The following is a 23127-nucleotide window of genomic DNA, read 5'->3' as shown; positions in this document are numbered from 1 at the left end:
AAGGTCTAGCGAGCCAGGGCAAGATCCCCCACGTGGGCCCGACGAGCTGCCGTCACGAGTTCGACGATGGCGTCCGCCACCTCGTGTGCTCGTTCGAGAATCACCATGTGTCCGGCCTGCGCGACGCGCACCAACCGTGCGTCGGGGAGGTGGGAGGCGAGGGTTTCCGAGTGTCGCATCGGCGTCATCAGGTCGTCCGAGCCACACAGCACCAGGGTGGGAATCGAAGCCAGCGCGGCCAGACCGGCCACCTCGTCGAGACCGCGGAACGCGCCGAGGAACGCCGCCATCGTCACGATGGACGTGTCGCCGAGCATGGCCGTCGCCAGCGTGACCACCCGCGGGCTGACTTTGTGGGAGCCGCATCCCGCCGTCCTGACGATGGGGGCGCACACTCCGCGACTGAGCCACTTGGCACCCGACATCAGTCGAGGGGCGCGTCGAACAGCTGCCTGAAACGCCGACACGGCCGGGTGCGCGAGGCAACTACCGAGCCCGTCGTCGGTGATCCCGCCCGCGGTCGTCGCGATCAATCCGACCCCGACCAGACGCGAGCCGATGGCGTCGGGGTACTGACGCGCGTAGGAGAGCGCCGTCATGCCACCCATCGAGTGTCCGACCACGACGAACGGCCCCACCGGGACGACAGCGCGGATCACGTCGGCCAGGTCCTCGCCGAGCTGATCGATGGTGCAGCTCTCCGGCGCGGCCGCACTCGATTCCCCGTGACCGCGGTGGTCGTACATCACGATTCGAACGTCGTCTCCCCACGACTGCTCCACCTGCCGGCGCAGGTCGGTCCACGACTGCATGCGCAGGCAGTGTCCGTGCACGAATACCGCGGTCAGAGGCGCATTCGGATGTCCGAATTCGCGAACCGCCAGCGCAGTGCCATCGCCGGCAGCAACGGTGCTGCGACGACCGACCTGATTGGTCTGCTCGCTGGTGTTCATGTGCGCTCCGCGGGTGTGAAGGTCACGTGCTGCGACTTGGTTGTTGTCGGGTACTTCGCTCCCGCGACACGCCGTGTTACCTGAATCACATTTTTCTCGGATGTGATAGCCACTGCGACCAAGCCGAGCGGGAATCTGCACCGAAGCACTGATGAGCGTTCAGGTGAGGGCGCGCGTTGCCAGTGAGGAGATCGGCCATGGGCGTGGACAGGCTCGACGAGGTAGTACCGCAGGCCGTCGCGGGAGATCGAACCGCCCTCGAGCAGGTGCTCGTGCTGATCCAGCCGCCGGTACGCAGATATTGCGCCGCCCGAATCGGCAACCTCGACGTCGCCGCCGACGATGTCGTGCAAGACGTGTGTCTCGCCCTGGTCACCGCAATCCCGAAGTACCGCGACATGGGCAAGCCCTTCATGGCCTTCGTGTACGGAATCGCTGCCCACAAGTTGGCCGACGCCGGGCGTAAATCGGTGTTGCGACAGACGTTCTCCATCGACGAAATGCCCGAGGAGCAGTCTCAGGACGCCGGGCCGGAGCAGGTCGCTCTCGGCGGTGAACTGCGCAATCACGCGCAGGCTCTGATGGACACCCTGCCGACGAGGTACCGCAAGATCATTCTGATGCGTGTGGTGTGGGGTCTGACGGCACCACAAACCGGCGCTGCCCTCGGAATGACGGCCGGAGCCGTTCGGGTGGCCCAGCATCGGGCGATGAACATGCTTCGTGCCGAACTGTCGAACTTCTCGCTACTGGACGCCAGCGCAGTCGCCTGACTCATCCGCCGCGAGGCACCCTTCTGGTGTGATCGACTGTCACAATGACCGGTACAGGGGGACCCGAGCCAGATTTCGTGCCAGAGCAGTCGCATCGACCGAACCGTCAGCAGTGGGTGTTGGCTGCCATCGTGCTCGCCTTCGCCGTGGCCGTGATCGTTCGGAAGATTCTGCAGGACACCGGCCAAGACCAGACCGCAGCGTTCTACGTCGGGATTCCTGCCGTACTCGCAATCGTCGTCGTGCTGTCGGCACCGTGGGGTAGCGCCATCGGAACGACGGTCAAGGTGGTGACGGTGTGCCTGTTGCTGTCGATGATCGTGCTGGGTGAAGGCTTCATCTGCGTCATCTTCGCGGCTCCGATTTTTTACGGCGTGGCCATCATCGTGGTGGGTCTTGTCTCCTACTTCCGGCGGCAGGGCGGTGGCAAGCTCCAGATTTCGGTTCTGCCCGTGCTCGTACTCGTCATGGCGTCCGAGGGGGTGCTGCCGATGACGACGTTCCCGTCGGACTCCACCGTGTCGGCAACCCGCGTGTTCGACGCCTCCTCCGCCGAGGTGGATTCGGCCGTCGGCTCGCCGCTGCGATTTCACGAGGTTGCGCCGTCGGGCATTCTGTCCTGGGGGTTTCCGGAGCCGCAGCACGAGGACGTGCAGGGCTCGCAGCTCGGTGACCGGAGGGTTGTCGAATTCGCCGGGGCACACCATCGGCCCGCGATGATGTCGACTCATCACTGGGGTGAGCAGTCGTCGGCGTTGACGCTCGAGGTGACCGAGCGAACCACGACGTCGGTTCGGATGCAGGTGGTCTCGGACACGACCCCGCTCGCGACGTGGCTGACCTGGAAGACGATCGACGTTCGCTGGGCAGAGCAGGGCGACGGCCGTACCGCAGTGACGTGGACGTTGAACTTCGACCGCGAACTTGCGCCCGCCTGGTACTTCGGTCCCATCGAGACCTTCGTGGCCGAGCGGGCAGCGGGGTACCTACTGGATTCGCTCGACCTGCAGGCGTGAGCGCAGTGATCGTGAGCTCGGCAGTGCAGACCGGTCTGGACACCGCGGTGCTGAGATCGGCGGTACTGATGGTGCCGCTGGTCTCGGTCGCGGTGCTGTGGATCGCCGGTCTGTGGGGTGTCGGAGCGGACGTGAGGGTGCGCGGCGGTGCACTGCTGGCGCTGCTGTGGAGCACGGTGAGTCTGCTGCCCGTCAACGCACTCGCGGTTCGCCTGGGATGGTGGAGCTTCGGGACCGACGGTCTCGAATGGTTCGAGGTGCCGGTCGATGTGATGTTCGGGTGGGCGTTGCTGTGGGGAGCGGTACCGATCCTGTTGTCTCGCTGGGTGAATGCGCTGCCGGTGGTCGCCGTCCTGGTCACGGCCGACGTTCTGGTGATGGGCAGTCTCGAGCCCCTGGTGGTCCTGACGCCGTCGTGGTGGTGGGGCGAACTGCTCGCCGTTCTCGTATGTCTGGTTCCGGCAACGGCGTTGGGCATGCTGACGGCGTCTCGGCGAGCACTGCGGGTTCGGGTGGTGCTGCAGATGGTGCTGTTCGCGTCGCTGCTGGTCTTCGTGATTCCCTCTGTCGCGTTCGAGGCAACCGGAAGGTCGTGGGCAGGAGTGCTCGCCGGGACAGGAGGTGCGCTGGATTCGGTGACGATTCAGGTGATTGCCGTGCTGGGTATCGTGGCCATGCGTGCCGTCTGGGATTTCGCGATCATCGGCCACGGAACGCCGTTTCCCTGGGATCCGCCCACTCGGCTCGTCACCTCGGGACCCTATGCCTACGTGGCCAATCCGATGCAGCTGTGCGCGGTGCTGATTCTCGTGGCCGGCGCGGTGCTGTTCGATGCGCCGGCACTGCTCCTGGCCGCAGTGGCGGGTGCCGCATTCAGTAGCGGCATCGCGGCATGGAACGAGACGGCCCATCTGACAGCGAGGTTCGGGCCGGCCTGGAACGAACACCGATCGCAGGTTCGCAACTGGCTCCCTCGATGGCACGCACGTCCCGACCGTGCATCGGGCACGTTGTACGCGTCCGTCACGTGCGACCCGTGCAGCGTCGTCGGGCCGTGGTTCGCACGTCGCCCTTCGGCGGGTCTGGTGATCGCGGCCGCCGAGGACCATCCGGGAACGCTGCGCCGAGTCCGGTACGAGAGCAGCGATGGATGCGTCGTCGCCGACGGCACGCGCGCGATCGGGTGTGCGCTCGAGCATCTGACTCTCGGCTGGGCGGTGCTGGGTTGGCTGATGCGAGCACCGGTGCTCGCGAGTGCGGTTGCGCTGGTGACCGACGCATGTGGGGGCGCTCCGCGGTCGATTCCCAGGCGCATGTCCGAATCGTCGGAATGAGTAACAGTAGCTACACATACGCAAGACACGGCGGCAACGTGGCGGTCCTACGTTACTGAGCCATGACCGCCGTACAGCCAGCGCCGACAGACACCGCGCTCAAAGAGACGCTCGAGGACTACACGCTGCGCTTCGCGCCGCGTAGCTACCGCAAATGGGGAACCGGTGTTGTCGCGACGTCCGCGCTCGGCGGCATCGCGTATCTCGCGGACTTCGCCATCGGTGCCAACATCGGAATCTCGTACGGAACCGGCAACGCACTCTGGGGCATCCTGGTGTTCGCCGTCGTGATCTTCCTGACCGGGCTCCCGCTCGCATATTACGCTGCGCGCTACAACATCGACCTCGACTTGATCACGCGCGGAAGCGGATTCGGCTATTACGGATCGGTCGTCACCAATGTCATCTTCGCGACGTTCACCTTCATCTTCTTCGCGCTCGAAGGCTCGATCATGGCGCAGGGACTCGAACTGGGTCTGAGTATTCCGTTGCCCATCGGGTACGCGGTGTCCACGATCATGGTGATTCCGTTGGTGATCTACGGCATGAAAGCCCTTGCCAAACTTCAGGTCTGGACCACCCCGCTGTGGCTGGTGCTGATGGTGCTGCCGTTCGTCTACTTGGTGATCAGCAATCCGGACTCGGTCGGAGAGTTCTTCGCCTACGGCGGTCAGGACGGAGCCGACGGTAAGGGCGTCAACGTCGGATCGGCATTGCTTGCCGCGGGCGTCTGTCTCTCGCTCATCGCGCAGATCGCCGAGCAGATCGACTACTTGCGTTTCATGCCACCCAAGACGCCCGAGAATTCCCGGCGCTGGTGGACGGCAGTGCTTCTCGCCGGACCGGGCTGGGTCATCTTCGGTGCCCTCAAGCAGGTCGTCGGTCTGTTCCTCGCCGTCTACTTGATTGCGAACGTCGTCGACGGATCCACCATCGCCAACGAGCCGGTGCACCAGTTCCTGGAGATCTACGAGAACTTCATGCCGGGCTGGCTCGCCATGACGCTCGCTGTGATCCTCGTCGTCATCAGCCAGATCAAGATCAATGTCACCAACGCGTACTCGGGATCACTGGCGTGGACCAACTCGTACACACGGCTCACCAAGACGTACCCGGGCCGCATGGTCTTCGTGCTCTTCAATCTTGCGATCGCGCTGATCCTGATGGAAGCCAACATGTTCAGCTTCCTCAACAACATCCTCGGCTTCTACGCCAACTGCGGCATCGCGTGGATTGCCGTGGTGGCCTCGGACATCGTCTTCAACAAGTACATCCTGAAGCTCTCGCCCAAGGTGCCCGAGTTCCGACGCGGCATGCTCTACAACATCAACCCGGTCGGCTTCGGATCGATGGCGGCCTCGGCAATCCTGTCGATTCTGGTGTTCTTCGGGGCATTCGGATCTGCGATCAAACCGTACTCACCGATCGTGGCTCTCGTTCTCGCACTGGTACTTCCGCCGATCCTTGCGGTGGCAACCAAGGGCAAGTACTACCTGCGACGCACCGACGACGGCATCGATCTGCCCATGTTCGACGAGCACGGCAACCCGTCCGACGAGCTCGTGATGTGCCACGTCAGCGGCATGGAATTCGAGCGACCCGACATGATTCGCTCGGCCAAGACCGGACCCGAGGGCGAGATTCTCTACATCAGTTCACTGTCGCTGAGCACCGACAAGACGGGGGAGCACATCCTGCCTCCGCAGTGAGTGCGGCTGCGCCGCAGTGGTGTGGTTATGTGCCGCCTGGGGCACCTGACCACACCACTGCCGCAAGGCACTCAGATGGTGCGGGTCAACCGATCCGCCAGCAGTCGGGAGAATTTCGCCGGGTCCTTGAGCTCGGTGCCCTCGGCCAACAAGGCGGTGGCATAAAGCAATTCGGCAGTCTCGGCGAGGTGCGGATCATCGCTGCGATCCTCGCGGGCCTTCTTCAATCCCGTCACCAGGTCGTGGGTGGGGTTGAGTTCGAGAATGCGCTTGGAGGTCGGCACGAACTGGCCCGAGGCCTTGTACATCTTCTCGAGCTGCGGCGAGAAGCTGAATTCGTCGCCGACGACGCAGGCCGGTGACGTCGTCAGTCGTGTCGACAGACGTACCTCCTTCACGTCCTCGCCGAGGGTCTCGGTGAGCCAGGTCAGCAAGTCTGCGAATTCCTTGTCCTGTTCCTCGCGCTTGGCCTCGGACTCCTTCTTCTCCTCTTCGGTGTCGAGGTCCACCTCGCCCTTGGCGATGGACTGGAACGACTTTCCGTCGAAGTCGGTGACGTTGCCGACCCACACTTCGTCGACCGAATCGGTGAGCAGCAGCACCTCGAGGCCGCGAGCCTTGAATGCCTCCATGTGCGGCGAGCTCTCGATCTGCTGACGGGATTCGCCCGTCATGTAGTAGATCTGCTGCTGTCCGTCCTTCATCCGGTCCACGTACTCGGCGAGGGTGGTCACGCCCTCCTCGGAGTTCGTGGACGCGAACGACGAAATGCCCAAAAGGGTTTCGCGGTTGTCACTGTCGGAGATCAAGCCCTCCTTGAGGACCGTGCCGAACTGCGACCACAGCGTTGTGTACTTGTCGGGCTGCTCGCTCTGCAGTTCCTTGACCGTCGAGAGCACCTTCTTGGTGAGGCGTCGACGGATTGCCCGGATCTGCCGGTCCTGCTGCAGGATCTCGCGAGAGACGTTGAGCGAGAGGTCCGCTGCGTCGACGACACCCTTGACGAAGCGCAGGTACTCGGGCAGCAGTTCCTGCGAGTCGTCCATGATGAACACGCGCTTGACGTACAGGTGCACGCCCGCCTTGCTCTCGCGCATGAACAGGTCGAACGGTGCCTGCGACGGAATGAACAGCAGCGCTTGGTATTCGAACGTGCCCTCGGCCTTGAACGGGATGACCTCGAGCGGCTCGTCCCAGGCGTGGCTGACGTGCTTGTAGAACTCCTTGTACTCCTCCTCGGACACCTCGTCCTTGGAGCGGGTCCACAGCGCCTTCTGCGAGTTGATCGTTTCCGTCTCGATCGTGACGGTGTCCTCGCCACCTTCCTCTTCGCTCTTGACGCGCTTCTCGACGTCGATGCGAATGGGCCAGGCGATGAAGTCGGAGTACTTCTTGACCAGTTCCTTGATCTTGCGCTCGGACGCGTAATCGTGGAGGTGGTCCTCCTCGTCGGCGGGCTTGAGCGCGAGCGTCACCGAGGAGCCCTGCGGGGCGTCGTCGACGTCGGTGATCTCGTAGGTGCCCTCGCCGGTGGACTCCCACCGGGTGGCAGTGCTCTCGCCTGCCTTGCGGGTGAGCAGCGTGACCTTCTCGGCGACCATGAACGTGGAGTAGAAGCCGATGCCGAACTGGCCGATCAGTTCCTCGGAAGCAGCTGCGTCCTTGGCTTCCTTGAGCTTCTTGCGCACCTCGGCCGTGCCGGACTTGGCCAGCGTGCCGATCAGGTCGATGACCTCGGAGCGCGACATGCCGATGCCGTTGTCGCGGATGGTGAGCGTGCGGGCCGCGGAGTCGATATCGATCTCGATGTGAAGATCCGTGACGTCGACGTCCAGGTCTTTGTTGCGGTACGACTCCAGGCGCAGCTTGTCCAGCGCGTCCGAGGAGTTGGAGATCAGTTCACGGAGAAAGCTGTCCTTGTTGGAGTAGATGGAGTGCACCATCAGATCCAGGAGCTGACGCGTCTCCGCCTGGAATTCGAGCTGTTCGGTACTCAATGTCTCCCCTTCTAGCAGCAAAACCGACGCGAATATTCTACGGCAAGGTTACGGGTGAGCTGCGAAGACGTCGGCGCCGCCTACTGTGGTGCCCGTGACGAAGACGAAGTGGGTAGCAGGAGCGTCCGCAGCTGTGGGCGGGGCATGGTTGGCGCGTGCGCTGTGGGGACTCCCGTCGGCGATCGGTGCCCGACGGGCGCAGATCTCGCCGTACGCGGCCGGGTCGCCGCGATACCGCGATCGCCGGTTCCACAACTCCGACCCCAGTTCCAGCTACGTACCGGGGCGCGGCGAGAAGGGGCAACAGAACATGTTCGTCTCGCTCGTCACCGAACGCGGCAAGGGCAAGCCGCAGCGGCCGATCCCGTTGGCCCCGCCGATCGCTCCCGTGGATGCGGGTGAGCTTGCCGTCACCTGGTACGGACACTCGAGCGTGCTCGTCGAGGTCGACGGATATCGGGTTCTCGCCGATCCGGTATGGAGCAATCGTGTCTCCCCGTCCAGAGTGGTCGGCCCCGCGCGGCTGCATCCGACGCCGGTCGAGTTGACCGACCTGCCGCGGGTCGACGCCATCGTGATCTCCCACGATCATTACGACCATCTCGATAAGGCGACCGTGCAGAAGCTGGCGAGTACGCAGTCGGCACCGTTCGTGGTGCCACTGGGAATCGGCGCGCACCTGCGCAAGTGGCGCGTGCCGAACGAACGCATCATCGAGTTGGACTGGGACGAGCAGACGAACATCGGCGGCCTCACCGTCACCTGCACCGAAGCTCGGCACTTCTCGGGCCGCGGTCTCACCCGGGACTCGACGCAGTGGGCGTCCTGGGCCTTCGCCGGTCCGGTCCGTCGGGTCTTCTTCGGCGGCGACACCGGCTACACACCGAAGTTCGCCGAGATCGGCAGCAAGTACGGACCGTTCGATCTGACGCTTCTTCCCGTCGGTGCCTACGACGTGCGGTGGCCGGACATCCACATGAACCCGGAGGAAGCGGTCACTGCGCACGTGGATCTGACGGCGTCGGGCATCTTCGTGCCGATCCACTGGGCGACGTTCAACCTGGCTTTTCACCCGTGGTCCGAGCCGATCGTGCGGCTGCACGCGGCTGCGCAGGACGTCGGAGTGCAGGTGGCGGTGCCGATGCCGGGCCAGCGAATAGACGGCATGAGAACGCTGCACGACGATCGCTGGTGGGCTCGGCTGGGCTGACCGAGCCACACTAGGCTGCACGCATGTCTATCGACGCCGATGCGCAGCGTGACACCGGTCTGACCGAGGCGGAAGCTGCCGAGCTCAAGGCCGAGGGAAAGTCGAACGACGTTCCGGCCCGCGCTTCTCGGTCGGTTCGCGACATCGTCCGCGGCAACGTGTTCACCCGTATCAACGCGATTCTCGGTGTGCTGTTGATCATCGTGCTCTCGACGGGTTCGGTGATCGACGGCATGTTCGGGCTGTTGATCGTCGCGAACAGCGGCATCGGCATCATTCAGGAGATTCGCGCCAAGCGCACGCTGGATCGGCTGGCGATCGTCGGTCAGAACAAGCCCCAGGTACGACGCGAGGGCAAGTCGAAGCAGATTCCGCCCGACGAGGTCGTGCTCGGCGACATCGTCGAACTGGGGCCCGGTGATCAGATCGTCGTCGACGGCGAGGTCATCGAGACCGCGAGCCTCGAGATCGACGAGTCGTTGCTCACCGGTGAAGCCGACACGGTGCACAAACTTCAAGCAGCGCAAGTACTTTCGGGCAGCTTCGTGGTCTCGGGGAGCGGGGCGTATCGCGCGACCAAGGTGGGGCGCGATGCCTACGCGGCCAAGCTGGCCGAGGAGGCCAGCAAGTTCACCCTGGTCAAGTCCGAGCTGCGCAGCGGTATCGACAAGATCTTGAAGTTCATCACGTACCTGATGATTCCGGCCGGCGCACTGATCATCTACAACCAATTGTTCTCCAGCGGGCAGGCTTTGCGGCCTGCCCTCAACGGCATGGTGGCCGCACTCGTTCCGATGGTCCCCGAGGGCCTGGTACTGATGACGTCGATCGCGTTCGCGGTGGGTGTGATTCGGCTCGGACAACGGCAATGCCTGGTGCAGGAGCTGCCTGCCATCGAAGGACTCGCGCGGGTCGACGTGGTGTGTGCCGACAAGACCGGCACCCTGACCGAGAACGGTATGCGGCTGTCCGAGTTGGTACTGATGGACGAGCTCGATTCCGATTCCGTCACAGCGGCTCTCGCGTCGCTGGCGCACGACGATCCGCGGCCCAATGCCAGTGTGCAGGCCGTGGGCGAGGCGTATCCCGACGCACCGGGGTGGACGCAGACGGCCGTTGCCCCGTTCTCCTCGGCGAAGAAGTGGAGCGGACTGTCGTACGGCGAGCACGGAAACTGGTTGCTCGGTGCCCCCGACGTGTTGCTCGACGCCTCCGCCGACATCGCCCGGCGTGCCGAGGACGCCGGTTCCCACGGCCTGCGTGTGTTGCTGCTCGCCAGCTCCGACAGTGCCGTCGACGATGCGAATGCGCCCGGCGTCGTCACCCCGCGAGCGCTGGTGATTCTCGAGCAGAAGGTGCGCGAGGATGCCCGAGAGACGTTGGAATACTTCGCAAGTCAGCACGTACAGGTGAAGGTGATTTCCGGCGACAATGCCGTCTCGGTCGGTGCGGTCGCCGGATCGCTCGGCCTGCCCGGCGGCGACGCCCCGATCGACGCGCGAGAGCTGCCCGAGGACTCGGAGCAGTTGGCCGACACTCTCGCCCGTTCCACCACGTTCGGCCGCGTTCGGCCCGATCAGAAGCGGGCGATGGTGGGCGCGTTGCAATCTCGCGGCCACACGGTCGCGATGACCGGTGACGGCGTCAACGACGTGCTGGCTCTCAAGGACGCCGATATCGGCGTATCGATGGGCTCGGGAAGCGCCGCCACCCGAGCGGTCGCGCAGATCGTCTTGTTGGACAACAAGTTCGCCACGCTGCCCTACGTCGTGGGGGAGGGACGCCGCGTCATCGGCAACATCGAACGCGTCTCGAACCTGTTTCTCACCAAGACCGTGTACTCGGTGCTGTTGGCGTTTCTCATCGGGCTCTCGGGCGTGCTCTCCCAGATCTTCCACTTCGAGCCGATTCCGTATCCGTTCCTGCCGCGGCACGTGACGATCGCGGCGTGGTTCACCATCGGCATCCCGGCGTTCGTGCTCTCGCTCGCGCCCAACAACGAGCGGGCGCGCAGTGGATTCGTCTCGCGGGTGATGCGGCTGGCCGTACCGTCCGGACTGATCGTCGGCTCGTGCACATTCGTCTCCTACCTGCTGGTCTATGCCGGCCCGAACGCCACAGAGACGCAGGTGACGCAGGCCAGCACCACCGCATTGATCACCCTGATCATGATCGCGTTGTGGGTGCTGGCCGTCGTCGCGAGGCCCTACAACTGGTGGAAGATCCTGCTGCTCGCCGGTTCGGTGGGCGGCTACCTGTTGCTGTTCGCAATCCCGTTCTGCCGTACCTTCTTCAAGCTCGACCCGTCGAACCTCGGAGCCACCACCAGTGCACTGATCATCGGCGGCATCGGAATCGCGCTGGTCGAGGTCGCCCATCGATTCGGATCGGCGCTACGCAATCGAACGTCACTACGCAACAGTCAGTACAAAACGTAAGCTTCGAGATGTTCGATCATTCCAGCGACAGGAGACAGTCATGGGCTTCGCAGACAATCTGAAGGGCATCGTCGACAAGGGCAAGGACCTTGCGGCCGAGAACTCGGACAAGATCGACGACGTCGTGGAGAAGGCGGGGGACTTCATCGACAACAAGACCGGTGGCAAGTACTCCGACAAGATCGACAAGGTCCAAGAAGCAGCAAAGAAGGCAATTCCGGACAAGTAGGACGTATCGGTCGTCTGGAGTTCGTCGGAGCGGCCGTCGGTCGCGCCATAGTGCGCGGCTGACGGCACAATCGTCTTGGTGGACGGACCGATTCTTCTTCTCGTAGTCATTTTCGCGATCGCCGTCGCCGGTTTCGCCAAGCGTCTGGACCTTCAGGTCCCGCTCGTTCTGGTCACCGTCGGGTCGATCGCCTCCTTCGTTCCCGGCGTTCCGCATGTCAGTCTCTCGCCCCAGCTGATCCTCGGCGTGGTGCTTCCACCGCTGCTGTACTCGGCTGCGCTCGATTTCTCGTTCGTCACCTTCCGGCGGAACCTCGCCCAGATCCTCCGGCTCGGACTGGTGATGGTGATCGTGACGACGGTCGCCGTCGGCTGGTTCGCGAATCTGCTGATTCCGGAACTGACGCTCGGTGCGGCCCTGGTGCTCGGTGCCGTCGTAGCCCCACCCGACGCGGTGTCTGCGATCGCCGTCGGCCGCAAGCTGGGCCTCCCCGCGAGAATGATGGCCATTCTCACCGGGGAGAGCCTGGTCAACGACGCGGCCGCATTGACCCTGTTCACTCTGGCCGTGGCGTCGGTGACGGGTAGCCGCATCGAACTGGGTTCACCGGTGTTGTTCTTCGCCTACGAGATCGTCGGGGGCGTCCTGGTTGGGCTGGTCCTGTCGCGCATCGTCCGGTTCGTCCGCAAGCGCATCGCCGATTCGGCCCTCGAGACAGTGCTCGGTCTGGTGCTGCCCTTCGCGGCCTATCTGGCGGCCGAGGAAATTCATGCGTCCGGTGTCCTGGCCGTCGTCACCGCCGGCTTCGTGTTGGGCCGCATCACCGCGGATGTCTCGGTCACCACTCGGGTCCAGGAACGCCAGGTGTGGCCGACGCTCGATCTGCTCCTCGAAGCATTCGTGTTCGCCTACATGGGTTTACAACTGAAGTTCGTGATCGAGGAAGTGCAACGCGAGGGGTTGCCGGTCCATCATGTATTCGGGTACGCGCTGGTGGTGCTCGTAGTGGTCATGGCCGTCCGCCCTGCCTGGATTTTCGCCAATTCGGGTCGACACATGTTGTTTCGCAGACTGTTTCGGCGAAAGGCACCACGCGAGACCGGTCTGACCTGGCAGCAGAACCTGGTGCTCTCCTGGGCGGGTATGCGCGGAGTGGTGACGCTTGCCGCGGCCGCCGGTGTGCCGTTGACGACGGTGGTGGGGGACGAATTCCCCGGTCGCGCTGTGATTCAAGCCGTCGCGTTCGTCGTCGCGGTCGGCACCTTGCTGCTGCAGGGCTTGACGCTTCCGTTGCTGATTCGCCGACTCGACGTCGCAGATCCGCTCGAGCAGCAACGCACCGACAATCAGCGATTGCTTTCGCAGGCCATCGCCCGCACCGCCGCCGAGACCTACCTCGAGCGTGCGGCAAAGGACGGAATCGCGGGGGTCGACAGCGATCGGGTAGCCGAGGTCATCTCGCGCGTTCGCCGTTCGGTGCGGGCACGATTGGACGCGGACGAGACCGAGGATCGGGAGAAGCGAATTGCGGCGGCCGGAGCGCTGTTCGATACCCTGCGGCACAACGTGCTGGTCGCGCAGCGGGCGGCGCTGGTTGCCGCCCGCGACTCGGGGGAGCTGGACGACGAAGCTCTGCGCGCAGTGTTGAATGGTCTGGACGTGGAAGAGATTGCGGCCGAGGCCCGCATCGAACGACGCACGATGTAGACGAACGTTATGTAGGAGCGCAGAGACAGTGAGGTCGAGCGGGTTGGTGGCGGCCGCGGCACTGGTGTTCGCTCTTGCCGCCTGCAGCACGCCGGTGGTGCCACCCGAACCGTCCGTCCCTGCAGCGATTCCTGCGCCCGAGGGCCCCGAGCGCGGCGCGATCGTGTCGGCGATGCAGCTGGGCCAGGTCGACATCGGCGTCGCGTACCTCGGGGGGACGGCCACGAAGATCGTCTACCGCACCACCGATGGGGTGAGCGGTGGCGGTACCGAGACATCGGGAACGGTGTTCGTGCCCAAGGGTTCTGCGCCTCCGGGCGGCTGGCCGATCGTCTCGGTCGGGCACGGCACCACCGGCGTCACCGACGAATGCGCGCCCTCGCTCTACCCGAATCTGTTGGGCACCATCGGATTGGTGACGCCGTTCCTCGAGCGCGGCACCGTGGTGGTGGTGACGGACTACCAGGGGCTCGGGACGCCGGGGGATCCGGCGTACCTCGACCGAAACGCCGCAGCCTACGACGTCATCGACGCGGTGCGCGCTGCCCGTAACGTGGTGCCCGACGTCGGTACCCGGTGGGGTGCAGTGGGCACTTCTCAAGGTGGGCAGGCGGTCTGGGCAGCTGCCGAGCGCAGCGCAGACTACGGCGACGGCTTGCAGTTGGTGGGTGCCGCGGCGCTCTCGCCCACCGCGGATCTGACTCGCATCCTCGCCCCCGAGACCGAACAGACCTTGCCGCGCCAGCTGCTGGTGCCGTATCTGTTCGAGGGTCTGCACGTCGCGGATCCGAGCGCCGAGCGTTCGGACTACATCCGCGGCACGTTCGCCGACAACGTGACCGCACTGACGGCGTGCAGCGATCTGCTCGGCTTCTCGAAGGCCGACGCCGGAGCTGTCATCGACCCGGCCGATGCTCTCCCGGCCACCGAGCATGCAGCGAATCGGATGACGGACTGGCTCGAATCGGTGGTGCTGCCGGCATCTCGCACCGACGTTCCGCTGTTCGTACTGGTCGGCGAGCGCGACGACCTGATCGATCCGCAGTGGACTCGGGATGCCGTTGCGACAGCCTGCGGCATGGGCGACGACGTCGAGTTCAGGTCCGAACCGCAACAGGGCCACGCCGAGCTGGCGGCCAACGGCATCGGAGTCGACTGGCTCGTCGAACGATTCCTGAACGTACCGACTTCGGGTACGTGCGCACGATGACGGCTGCTCTGGCCTGGCTGGCAGTGATCGTGGCGCTGATCGTCACCGTGATCGCAGTCATCAGCCTGCGTGGTCGGCGCGATCTGACCACCCCGGCCGAACGGGCCGTGCACTCCACGCTGCACACCGCATCGCTGGCGGCCAAGCCGCTGCGCGATGGTCTCGACGCCCGCTCGGCATCGGTCGCGGCACCGCATCTGCGAGTACTGACCGGGGCGGACGCGCTCGGTATCTGCGATCCCGACGGTTCCCTGTTGGCCTGGGACGGTCCGTGGGAGGAGCTGACACCGGCGTTCGTGGAGGCGGCGAAGCGAGCCGTGGACGGGCAGCGACGAGTGTTGGTGCGCCTGCCGCTCGGGTCGATCCATCCGGTGAAGGCGCTGGTGGCGCAGCCGCTGGTAGTCGACGATTCGCCGGTGGTCGGGGTGTTGGGTGCGGCCATGGTCGACGAGCCGGGACCGGGCGTGCTCGGTGCCATCGCCGAGGTCGCTCGCTACGCGTGCGGGCAGATCGAACTCGCCGAACTCGATGCGTCGAGGGCTCGGTTGGATCGCGCCGAGGTTCGGGCGCTCCGAGCGCAGATCAGCCCGCACTTCATCTACAACGCACTGGGTACCATCGCGTCGTTCGTCCGTACCGATCCCGATCGGGCCAGGGAGCTGGTGCTCGAATTCGCCGATTTCACTCGGTATTCGTTCCGCAATGCCGGTGAATTCACCGTGCTCGCGGACGAACTTCGCAACATCGACCGGTACTTGACACTCGAGCGCGCCCGCTTCGGTGATTCGTTGCAGGTCTCGTTGCAGGTCGCGCCCGAGGTACTGGGCGTTGCGCTGCCGTTCCTCGCGTTGCAGCCGCTGGTCGAGAATGCCGTCCGGCACGGCCTGTCCGGCAAGGCCGACGGCGGACGCGTGACGATCATCGCTGCCGACGAGGGCACCGACGCGGTGATCAGCATCGAGGACGACGGCGTGGGAATGGACCCCGAGGTGCTGCGGTCGGGCAGCCTGCACACCGAGGACGCGGCCCATGTCGGATTGGCGAACGTGGACGATCGGCTGCGGGCGGCCTTCGGAAACGACTACGGTCTCGTAGTGGACACCGCACCGGGCGCAGGCACGAAGGTGAGCATGCGCGTGCCGAAATTCAGGCCGGGTGTGCGGGCATGACGCAGGCCGGAACCACGAGCGGACGAGGTTTGGTCGTGCTCGCGGTGGACGACGAGCGCCCTGCGCTCGATGAGCTCGCCTTCCTGCTACGCGAGCAGGACGCCGTCGCCGAGGTCTACACCGCGCAGGACGCGACCACCGCGCTACGGCAGCTCCAGCAGACCTCCGCGCAACCCGTTGTCGATGCCGTGTTCCTCGACATCAACATGCCCGGCCTCGACGGACTCGAGCTGGCCGGCATCCTGTCGGCATTCGCTCGGCCACCCGCCGTCGTGTTCGTCACCGCCCACGACGATCGGGCGCTCGCCGCCTACGACTTGGGTGCCGTCGACTATCTGCTCAAGCCACTGCGCGAGGATCGGCTCGCCGAGGCCGTTCGACGCGTCCTGGTTGCCCGGCGTCGACCGGCGCAGTCCGCCGACACCTCCGCCGACGAGGTCATTCCCGTCGAACTCGGTGGAACCACCACCCTGGTCCACCGCTCCTCGGTCGCATGGGTCGAGGCCGACGGCGACTACGCCAGATTGCACACCGCCAACGGCTCGCATCTGGTGCGGATACCGATCTCTGCACTCGAAAGTCGTTGGGCCGATGCCGGATTCCTCCGGGTGCACCGCTCCTATCTGGTCTCGCTGCGGCTGGTGACGGGAATCCGCAGTGTCGGTTCGGGTCTGGTGGTGTGCTTGCGTGGCAGTGGAGATCTGGCCGCCTGTGAGTTGCCGGTGAGCCGCAGGCACGCCAGGGAGCTCAAGGACAGACTGGTCCGCGGGCCGCTGCAATCGTGGTCGTCGCGATGATCAGGGGTGCGTGGTGAGTCAACCGCATCGGCAGCGCGTCGTACTCTCGCAACGTCGTGGCGCACGGATGGTGCGCACCCGCGTCGAAGTGCAGGAGCAAACCGAGGTGGGCGACGCTCTGGTTCGTAGCCTGGTTCGTGCGCAACTGCTGCTGTCGGTGCGGTTGGCGGTGATGACGCTGTCGATACTGTTCGCAATACCGTTGTCGGTCCTGCTGCTCGAGCGCTTCACCGATGTCGCGCTGCTGGGTATCGGGTTGCCGTGGTTGGTGCTCGGAGTGGCGATCTACCCGTTGCTGTTCGGGGTCGGTTGGGCGTACGTGCGCCGGGCCGAGCGCAACGAGACGGAGTTCGTCGGTCTGGTCGAGGACTAGGCGTCGGTGAACCAGTCCATTCCCGTCGCAACGGTGATCGCGCTGCTCCTGGCAGCTGCGGCCACCGTGGGCATCGGCGTCTACGGAGTTCGGTTGGCCCGCACCACCTCGGACTTTCTGGTGGCTTCGCGTTCCGTCGGGCCGCGGTGGAACGCCGCAGCCATCAGCGGTGAGTATCTTTCTGCTGCATCGTTTCTCGGTGTCGCCGGTCTCATAGCCAAGTACGGTGCCGACGCGCTGTGGTATCCCGTCGGCTTCACCGCGGGCTACCTGGGTCTGCTGCTGTTCGTCGCCGCGCCCCTGCGCCGGAGTGGCGCGTACACGGTGCCGGATTTCGTCGAGTTCCGGCTCGGCGCGCCATGGTTGCGTACCGTGGCCATGCTGGTGGTGGTGGTCATCTGCGCGCTGTATCTGGTGCCGCAGTTCCAGGGAGCGGGCCTGACCCTGAACATCCTCCTCGGCGTACCGGGCTGGGTCGGGGCCCTGTCTGTCGGGCTCATCGTCATCGCCAACGTCGTGGGCGGTGGAATGCGCTCGATCACCTTCGTGCAGGCGTTCCAGTACTGGCTCAAGCTCACCGCGATCGCCATTCCGGCACTGGTGTTGGCCGTGCATTTCTATTCCGACGACCGAAGCGTCGGCAGCCCGGCTCCGCCGACCGTGACAGAACAGACCGTCGTCGACATCACCACCGATGTTCTCGTACAGGTGGATTCACCGATCGTCGTATCCGTGGCCGGCACCCTCGACGACGGGAGCGTCGACGGCCGAGTGCGTCTCGAGGCAGGCGAACACGAGCTCGGATCGGGCACTGTGCTCACGCTCGACGCCGGCTCGCCCGTCCCCGTGGTGGCGGGAGCGCCGACGACCGACCGGGCCTGGTCGATGCCCGGCGGGGGACTGGGCGGCGCGCATCCGCTGTATCAGGTGTATTCGCTGATTCTGGCCACGTTCCTCGGCACGCTGGGACTGCCGCACGTGCTGGTGCGGTTCTACACCAACCCGGACGGCCGAGCCGCGCGACTCACATCGTTGACCGTGCTGGCGCTACTCGGCATGTTCTACCTGTTCCCGACGGTGCTCGGCGTTTTCGCGCGCCTGTACGTACCGCAACTGCTCATCACCGGGGCATCGGACGCCGCGGTACTGCTGTTGCCGGGGTCCGTGCTGTCCGGAATTCCGGGGCAGCTGCTCGCCGCTCTCGTGGCCGCCGGTGCCATCGCGGCCTTCCTGTCGACCTCGTCCGGTCTGCTGGTCAGCATCGCCGGAGTGTTGAGTACCGATGTGCTCTCGGGCAAGGTGCGGGACTTCCGCGTCGCCGCGATACTCGCCGGCGCCGTACCGCTCGCCCTGTCGATCGGCGTTGTCTCGCTGGACCTCTCACGCACTGTCGGGCTCGTGTTCGCCGTCGCGGCGTCCACCCTGTGCCCACTGCTCGTACTCGGTATCTGGTGGCGCGGACTCACCGCAGCAGGAGCAGCAACCGGGCTGCTCCTCGGCGGCGGTATCTCACTCGTGGCCGCGTCGATCTCCGTCGTCACCCCCATCTCCGACGGCATCCTCGGCGGTTGGGCGGCAGCGATACTCGGCTACCCGGCCGCAGTCAGCGTTCCCGTCGCCTTCGCCGCGATGATCGTCGTCAGCCTCGCCACCCGAAAGACGGTGCCGTCGGACATCTCCCGCATCTTCGCCCGACTGCACCTGCCCGAGGGCCTCGACATGGGCAAAGACCGAGAGCGCGAACTGTAGGGCGCACACCGCTCGGCCGCCATTCTCGACCGCTCGTCGCACACTCCCGCAGCCCGCCGTGTGATCGACGCCACCTCCTGATTTTGTGACCTGACTCTCATTACTGTTCCGACTCAGCTAGAGCTCACATCAACTTCAGGAGTCCAAGGTGACCGCACCGGAAACCAATTCGCCACCGGACGCGCAAGCGTTCGTAGACATGCAAGCCAGTCCGGAGTTCCAGGAACTCCGACACCGCCTGCGTAGCTTCGTGTTCCCGATGGCCGGGTTCTTCCTGGTCTGGTACGTCGTCTACGTGCTGCTGAGCACATACGCAGTCGACTTCATGTCGACCAAGGTGTGGGGCAACATCAACGTCGGCCTGCTGCTCGGCCTCGGCCAGTTCATCACGACGTTCGCCATCACCGGCATCTATGTGAAGTTCGCCAACCGTGAACTCGATCCTCGCGCCGCAGCCTTGCGCGCCGAGATGGAAGCCTCCCAGGGAGCGAAGTCGTGAACATTCTTGCCCAGGCCGCCGACACCACCGTCGGTGAACCGATCGTCAACATCGCCATCTTCGGCGCGTTCGTCCTCATCACGATGGCCGTCGTCATCCGCGCCTCGAAGAAGAACGCGACCTCCGCGGAGTTCTTCACCGCAGGCGGCGGATTCTCCGGGCCTCAGAACGGCGTCGCCATCGCCGGCGACTACCTTTCCGCGGCAAGCTTTCTCGGTATCGCCGGTGCCATCGCCGTGTATGGCTACGACGGCTTCCTGTACTCCATCGGCTTCCTCGTCGCCTGGCTCGTCGCGCTGCTCCTGGTGGCCGAGTTGCTCAGGAACACAGGCAAATTCACCATGGCGGACGTGCTGAGCTTCCGGCTCAAGCAAGGCCCGGTTCGCACCGCGGCTGCGTTGTCCACCCTGACCGTCTCGCTGTTCTACCTGCTCGCACAGATGGCAGGTGCCGGCGGACTCGTCGCATTGTTGCTCGACATCTCCGACCGCACCGGGCAGTCCATCGTCATCGCCATCGTCGGTGTGCTGATGATCGCGTACGTGCTCATCGGCGGCATGAAGGGCACCACCTGGGTGCAGATCATCAAGGCCGTTCTGCTCATCGCCGGCGCCGCATTCATGACCGTTCTCGTGCTCGCGAAGTTCGGCCTGAACTTCTCCGAGCTTCTCGGTAGCGCTCAGGCGATGGTGTCGAGCTCGGCCGACCCGATCGTCGGTGCCCGCGATGTCATCGAGCCCGGTGCTCAGTACGGCGGCAGCGCCACCTCGAAGATCAACTTCCTTTCGCTCGGTATCGCACTCGTGCTCGGCACCGCGGGTCTGCCGCACGTGCTGATGCGCTTCTACACGGTGCCCACCGCCAAGGAAGCTCGTCGCAGCGTCGTGTGGGCCATCGCGCTCATCGGCGCGTTCTACCTGTTCACCCTCGTGCTCGGCTACGGTGCCGCGGCGATAGTCGGACCGGACCGCATCCTGGCCTCGGCCGGCGGTCAGAACTCCGCGGCCCCGCTGTTGGCGTTCGAGCTCGGCGGCGTCATTCTGCTCGGTGTCATCTCGGCGGTCGCCTTCGCGACCATCCTCGCCGTGGTCGCCGGCTTGACGATCACCGCGTCGGCGTCGTTCGCTCACGACATCTACGCGAGCGTCATCAAGAAGGGCAAGGTCGACGACAAGAAGCAGGTCAAGGTCTCGCGGATCACGGCCGTCGTCATCGGCATCCTGGCCATCGGCCTCGGCATCCTCGCCAACGGGCAGAACATCGCCTTCCTGGTGGCACTCGCGTTCGCCGTCGCTGCGGCCGCGAACCTGCCGACCATTCTGTACTCGCTGTTCTGGCGTCGCTTCACCACCACGGGCGCACTGTTCAGCATGTACGGCGGCCTGATCTCGACGATCGTGCTGATCATCTTCTCCCCGGCCGTATCGGGATCGAAGACGTCGATGATCCCCGGCTCGGATTTCGCCTGGTTCCCGCTCTCCAACCCGGGCATCGTGTCGATCCCGCTGGCATTCATCCTCGGTATCGTCGGAACGCTGATCTCGAAGGACACCGAGAACACCGACAAGCAGGCCGAAATGGAAGTTCGTTCCCTCACCGGCATCGGTGCGGAAAAGGCCAGCGCGCACTAGTACACCCGCAGATGTGATCGAGAAGTGCCCGTGTGAGCAAGGCCTCACACGGGCACTTCTCGCGCAGCGGTTACCATCCCTGCTGTGGCCAAGCTGAAGGTTTCCCTCGACGTCCCGCTGACCCCCGAGCAGACGTGGGCGCATGCGTCCGATCTGTCCGGTTACGAGCAGTGGCTCTCCATCCACGAAGCGTGGCGCGGTGAGCTGCCCGAGCAGTTGGCCGTCGGCACCACTCTGGACTCCATCGCCAGCGTGAAAGGCATGCGCAACCGGGTGTCCTGGAAGATCGAGTCCTACGATCCGCCCAAGAAGCTCGAGCTCAAGGGCAACGGCAAGGGCGGAGTCAAGATCGGTCTGAACATGTCCGTGAAATCCAAGGGCGACGGTTCCGAGATCACCATCGACATCAACCTGGGTGGTGCACCGCTGTTCGGTCCGATCGGTTCCGGCGTGGCCCGTGCACTCAAGGGCGACATCGAGAACTCGTTGAAGACGTTCGTGAAGATCTACGCCTGACGTAGTATCTGGCGAACCGAACGGCGGGGCGGGTGATCTTCTCCCTCTCGCTCGCTACGGAGAGGTCATGTCATGCCCGGTAGGCACAGTGCTTCGTCGTCCACGACGAGCAGTAGAGGAGTGGTGAAGTACGGCATCATTGCCGTCGCGCTCCTCGTCGTGATCGCTGGCGGCGTGGTCGTTGCACAGAAGGCCTTCGGTTCCGAATGCGGCGACCCCGCGTCCTACTCGCTGGCCGCGGACCCCGCGATCGCGCCGGTGCTGCAGAAGATCGTCGACGGCACGTCCGCGGAGGATCTGGATTGCGCTCGGATCGAGGTGACCGCGAGCGAGTCGGGTCAGGTGTCGGCTGCAGTGGCCAAGGGTGCCGATGTTCCCTCTCTCTGGATTCCGGATTCGTCACTGTGGGTCGGCAAGACGGTCCGGTCCACCGCGTCGCTGATCGACCTCGCGAGTCAGTCGGTGGCCAGTACCCCAGCTGTGCTCGCAACACGCAAGGACGAGGTGCCGTTCTTCGATACCTGGCTCACTGCCCTGAAGCTCGAAGGCCTGCGCATCGGGAATCCGTTGACCAACACCATCTCCGACGCGGCGATCCTGGGTGCGGTGGCCGAGGCCGGATCGGACGAGAAGGCACTCGACTCGGTCGGGGCGGCTCTCGTTCCCATCGCCCAGGCTCAGGCCGCCACCCGCGGTGAGGCCGATCCGACAACACGTCTGGACGACGTGGTCGCCGACGGCGGCGTCGCAGTGGTCTCCGAGCAGACCTTCTTGCAATACCAGGTCGACAACGACGGAGACCTCGGCGCGACGGTACCGCCGACGGGCAGCATCTTCCTGAACTTCCCGTTGGCCGTGACCGAGCCTGCAGACGAACGGCACGAGGCCGCAAAGTCCGTCGGAACGGCTCTGTCGGCGGCCATCGAATCCGAGCAAGGCCAACAGGCGTTGTCCGAGGCCGGATTCCGCGGAGCAGACGATGCAGTGCTGGATTCCGATCGTGGGATCGGGGAGGTGACGCCCCTGACGATTGCCGATCAGCAGGCCGCCGAGTCGACGCTGCAGCAGTACCAGGTGTTGGCGCTTCCCTCGCGAGCATTGGTGATGGAAGACGTCTCCGGATCGATGAACTACAGCGCGGGTGCGAATACGCGCATCGCCATGACGGTGCAGGCCAGCGAGACCGGCAATCGCCTGTTCCCCGACAACGCGTCGATGGGGTTGTGGGCATTTTCGATCGGACTGGGCGGCGGCAGTCAGGATTACAAGGAGCTGGCACCGATCCGGCGCATGGACGAGAAGGTCGGCAACACCACTCAGCGCGAGGTACTGCTGCAACAGACTCGAACCCTTCCGACGCTGGTCGGGGGCGGTACCGGCTTGTACGACACCACGTTGGCCGCGTTCCGCACCGTGCAGGAGGGTTACGACCCCAACGCGGTCAACAGCGTCATCATTCTCACCGACGGCACCAACGAGGACCCCGACAGCATCTCGCTCGACGAGCTGTTGTCGACTTTGCGTTCAGAGCAGGACCCGTCCAGACCGGTCGTCATCGTCACCATCGGCATCACCGATGACGCTGATGCCGGTGTGCTGCAGCAAATTTCCGCTGCCACCGGCGGTACGAGCTTCGTCGCACGAAATCCGGCCGAAATCCCGAATGTGTTCGTCAATGCGCTGAGGAGCCGTTCCGGTCGGTGACGGGAGCGGCTATGCTGTGCGCCGCGTGCTCTCCGTCACTTCGGGCAGCGCGAAGCAGTCCCGGAACACGGGTGTCGGGGGAGTAGTAGGGGGCGAAGTCGATGTCGGGACGT

At 64.8% G+C, this 23127-nt stretch carries 19 protein-coding genes; 17 read left to right on the top strand and 2 right to left on the bottom strand.

Annotated elements, in window-relative coordinates:
- Positions 1 to 5: 5 nt before the first annotated feature.
- A complete protein-coding gene (locus tag O4220_RS14315; RefSeq protein ID WP_269605234.1) occupies positions 6 to 953 on the bottom strand; it encodes an alpha/beta fold hydrolase in 948 nt (315 codons plus the stop codon).
- Between the two features lie 197 nt (positions 954 to 1150).
- Between O4220_RS14315 and shbA the strand changes: the two genes are divergently transcribed.
- From shbA to O4220_RS14295, 4 genes are all read left to right on the top strand, one after another.
- Positions 1151 to 1726, top strand: a complete 576-nt coding sequence (gene shbA / locus O4220_RS14310) for an RNA polymerase sigma factor ShbA (protein ID WP_269605232.1) — start codon at positions 1151 to 1153, stop codon at positions 1724 to 1726.
- 44 nt (positions 1727 to 1770) lie between these two features.
- On the top strand, positions 1771 to 2742 hold the full coding sequence (locus O4220_RS14305) for a hypothetical protein (RefSeq protein ID WP_269605230.1): 972 nt from the start codon (positions 1771 to 1773) through the stop codon (positions 2740 to 2742).
- Entirely contained in the window at positions 2739 to 4076 is a 1338-nt protein-coding gene (locus tag O4220_RS14300; protein WP_269605227.1) for a methyltransferase family protein, read from the top strand. The genes O4220_RS14305 and O4220_RS14300 overlap by 4 nt, the downstream gene beginning before the upstream one ends.
- A gap of 62 nt (positions 4077 to 4138) precedes the next feature.
- Entirely contained in the window at positions 4139 to 5785 is a 1647-nt protein-coding gene (locus O4220_RS14295; protein ID WP_269605225.1) for a purine-cytosine permease family protein, read from the top strand.
- Between the two features lie 71 nt (positions 5786 to 5856).
- Here the strand turns inward: O4220_RS14295 and htpG are convergent, their stop codons facing one another.
- A complete protein-coding gene (htpG, locus tag O4220_RS14290; protein ID WP_269605223.1) occupies positions 5857 to 7782 on the bottom strand; it encodes a molecular chaperone HtpG in 1926 nt (641 codons plus the stop codon).
- Between the two features lie 94 nt (positions 7783 to 7876).
- Between htpG and O4220_RS14285 the strand changes: the two genes are divergently transcribed.
- The 13 genes from O4220_RS14285 to O4220_RS14225 all read left to right on the top strand — a co-directional run bounded on the left by O4220_RS14285 (position 7877) and on the right by O4220_RS14225 (position 23014).
- A complete protein-coding gene (locus tag O4220_RS14285; protein WP_269605221.1) occupies positions 7877 to 8992 on the top strand; it encodes an MBL fold metallo-hydrolase in 1116 nt (371 codons plus the stop codon).
- A gap of 23 nt (positions 8993 to 9015) precedes the next feature.
- Positions 9016 to 11430, top strand: a complete 2415-nt coding sequence (locus O4220_RS14280; protein ID WP_269605219.1) for an HAD-IC family P-type ATPase — start codon at positions 9016 to 9018, stop codon at positions 11428 to 11430.
- 40 nt (positions 11431 to 11470) lie between these two features.
- Positions 11471 to 11659, top strand: a complete 189-nt coding sequence (locus O4220_RS14275) for an antitoxin (RefSeq protein ID WP_032377365.1) — start codon at positions 11471 to 11473, stop codon at positions 11657 to 11659.
- 78 nt (positions 11660 to 11737) lie between these two features.
- The gene (locus O4220_RS14270) at positions 11738 to 13366 is read left to right on the top strand and encodes a Na+/H+ antiporter (protein ID WP_269605216.1); all 1629 of its coding nucleotides are present in this window, start codon (positions 11738 to 11740) and stop codon (positions 13364 to 13366) included.
- A gap of 28 nt (positions 13367 to 13394) precedes the next feature.
- Positions 13395 to 14576, top strand: a complete 1182-nt coding sequence (locus O4220_RS14265) for an alpha/beta hydrolase (RefSeq protein WP_269605214.1) — start codon at positions 13395 to 13397, stop codon at positions 14574 to 14576.
- Positions 14573 to 15745 (top strand): sensor histidine kinase, encoded by a 1173-nt coding sequence (locus O4220_RS14260; protein ID WP_269605211.1) that lies wholly within the window; start codon positions 14573 to 14575, stop codon positions 15743 to 15745. The genes O4220_RS14265 and O4220_RS14260 overlap by 4 nt, the downstream gene beginning before the upstream one ends.
- Complete coding sequence (locus tag O4220_RS14255; protein WP_269605209.1) at positions 15742 to 16542, top strand: LytR/AlgR family response regulator transcription factor; 801 nt, start codon at positions 15742 to 15744, stop codon at positions 16540 to 16542. The genes O4220_RS14260 and O4220_RS14255 overlap by 4 nt, the downstream gene beginning before the upstream one ends.
- Positions 16543 to 16609: 67 nt before the next feature.
- Complete coding sequence (locus tag O4220_RS14250) at positions 16610 to 16915, top strand: hypothetical protein (RefSeq protein ID WP_420030395.1); 306 nt, start codon at positions 16610 to 16612, stop codon at positions 16913 to 16915.
- Positions 16916 to 16921: 6 nt separating this feature from the next.
- On the top strand, positions 16922 to 18664 hold the full coding sequence (locus O4220_RS14245; RefSeq protein ID WP_269605205.1) for a cation acetate symporter: 1743 nt from the start codon (positions 16922 to 16924) through the stop codon (positions 18662 to 18664).
- 199 nt (positions 18665 to 18863) lie between these two features.
- Positions 18864 to 19163 carry a DUF485 domain-containing protein gene (locus O4220_RS14240; protein ID WP_269605423.1) on the top strand — a complete coding sequence of 100 codons (300 nt, stop codon included), beginning with the start codon at positions 18864 to 18866 and terminating at the stop codon, positions 19161 to 19163.
- On the top strand, positions 19160 to 20794 hold the full coding sequence (locus tag O4220_RS14235) for a cation acetate symporter (RefSeq protein WP_269605203.1): 1635 nt from the start codon (positions 19160 to 19162) through the stop codon (positions 20792 to 20794). The genes O4220_RS14240 and O4220_RS14235 overlap by 4 nt, the downstream gene beginning before the upstream one ends.
- Before the next feature lie 84 nt (positions 20795 to 20878).
- The gene (locus O4220_RS14230) at positions 20879 to 21310 is read left to right on the top strand and encodes an SRPBCC family protein (RefSeq protein WP_037191822.1); all 432 of its coding nucleotides are present in this window, start codon (positions 20879 to 20881) and stop codon (positions 21308 to 21310) included.
- A gap of 72 nt (positions 21311 to 21382) precedes the next feature.
- Positions 21383 to 23014 (top strand): substrate-binding domain-containing protein, encoded by a 1632-nt coding sequence (locus O4220_RS14225; RefSeq protein WP_269605200.1) that lies wholly within the window; start codon positions 21383 to 21385, stop codon positions 23012 to 23014.
- The last annotated feature ends 113 nt before the right edge of the window (positions 23015 to 23127 follow it).

Origin of the sequence: Rhodococcus ruber (assembly GCF_027270735.1) — a bacterium.
GTDB classification, from domain to species: Bacteria; Actinomycetota; Actinomycetes; order Mycobacteriales; family Mycobacteriaceae; genus Rhodococcoides; species Rhodococcoides rubrum_A.
This window is presented reverse-complemented; position numbering and strand designations above follow the sequence as displayed.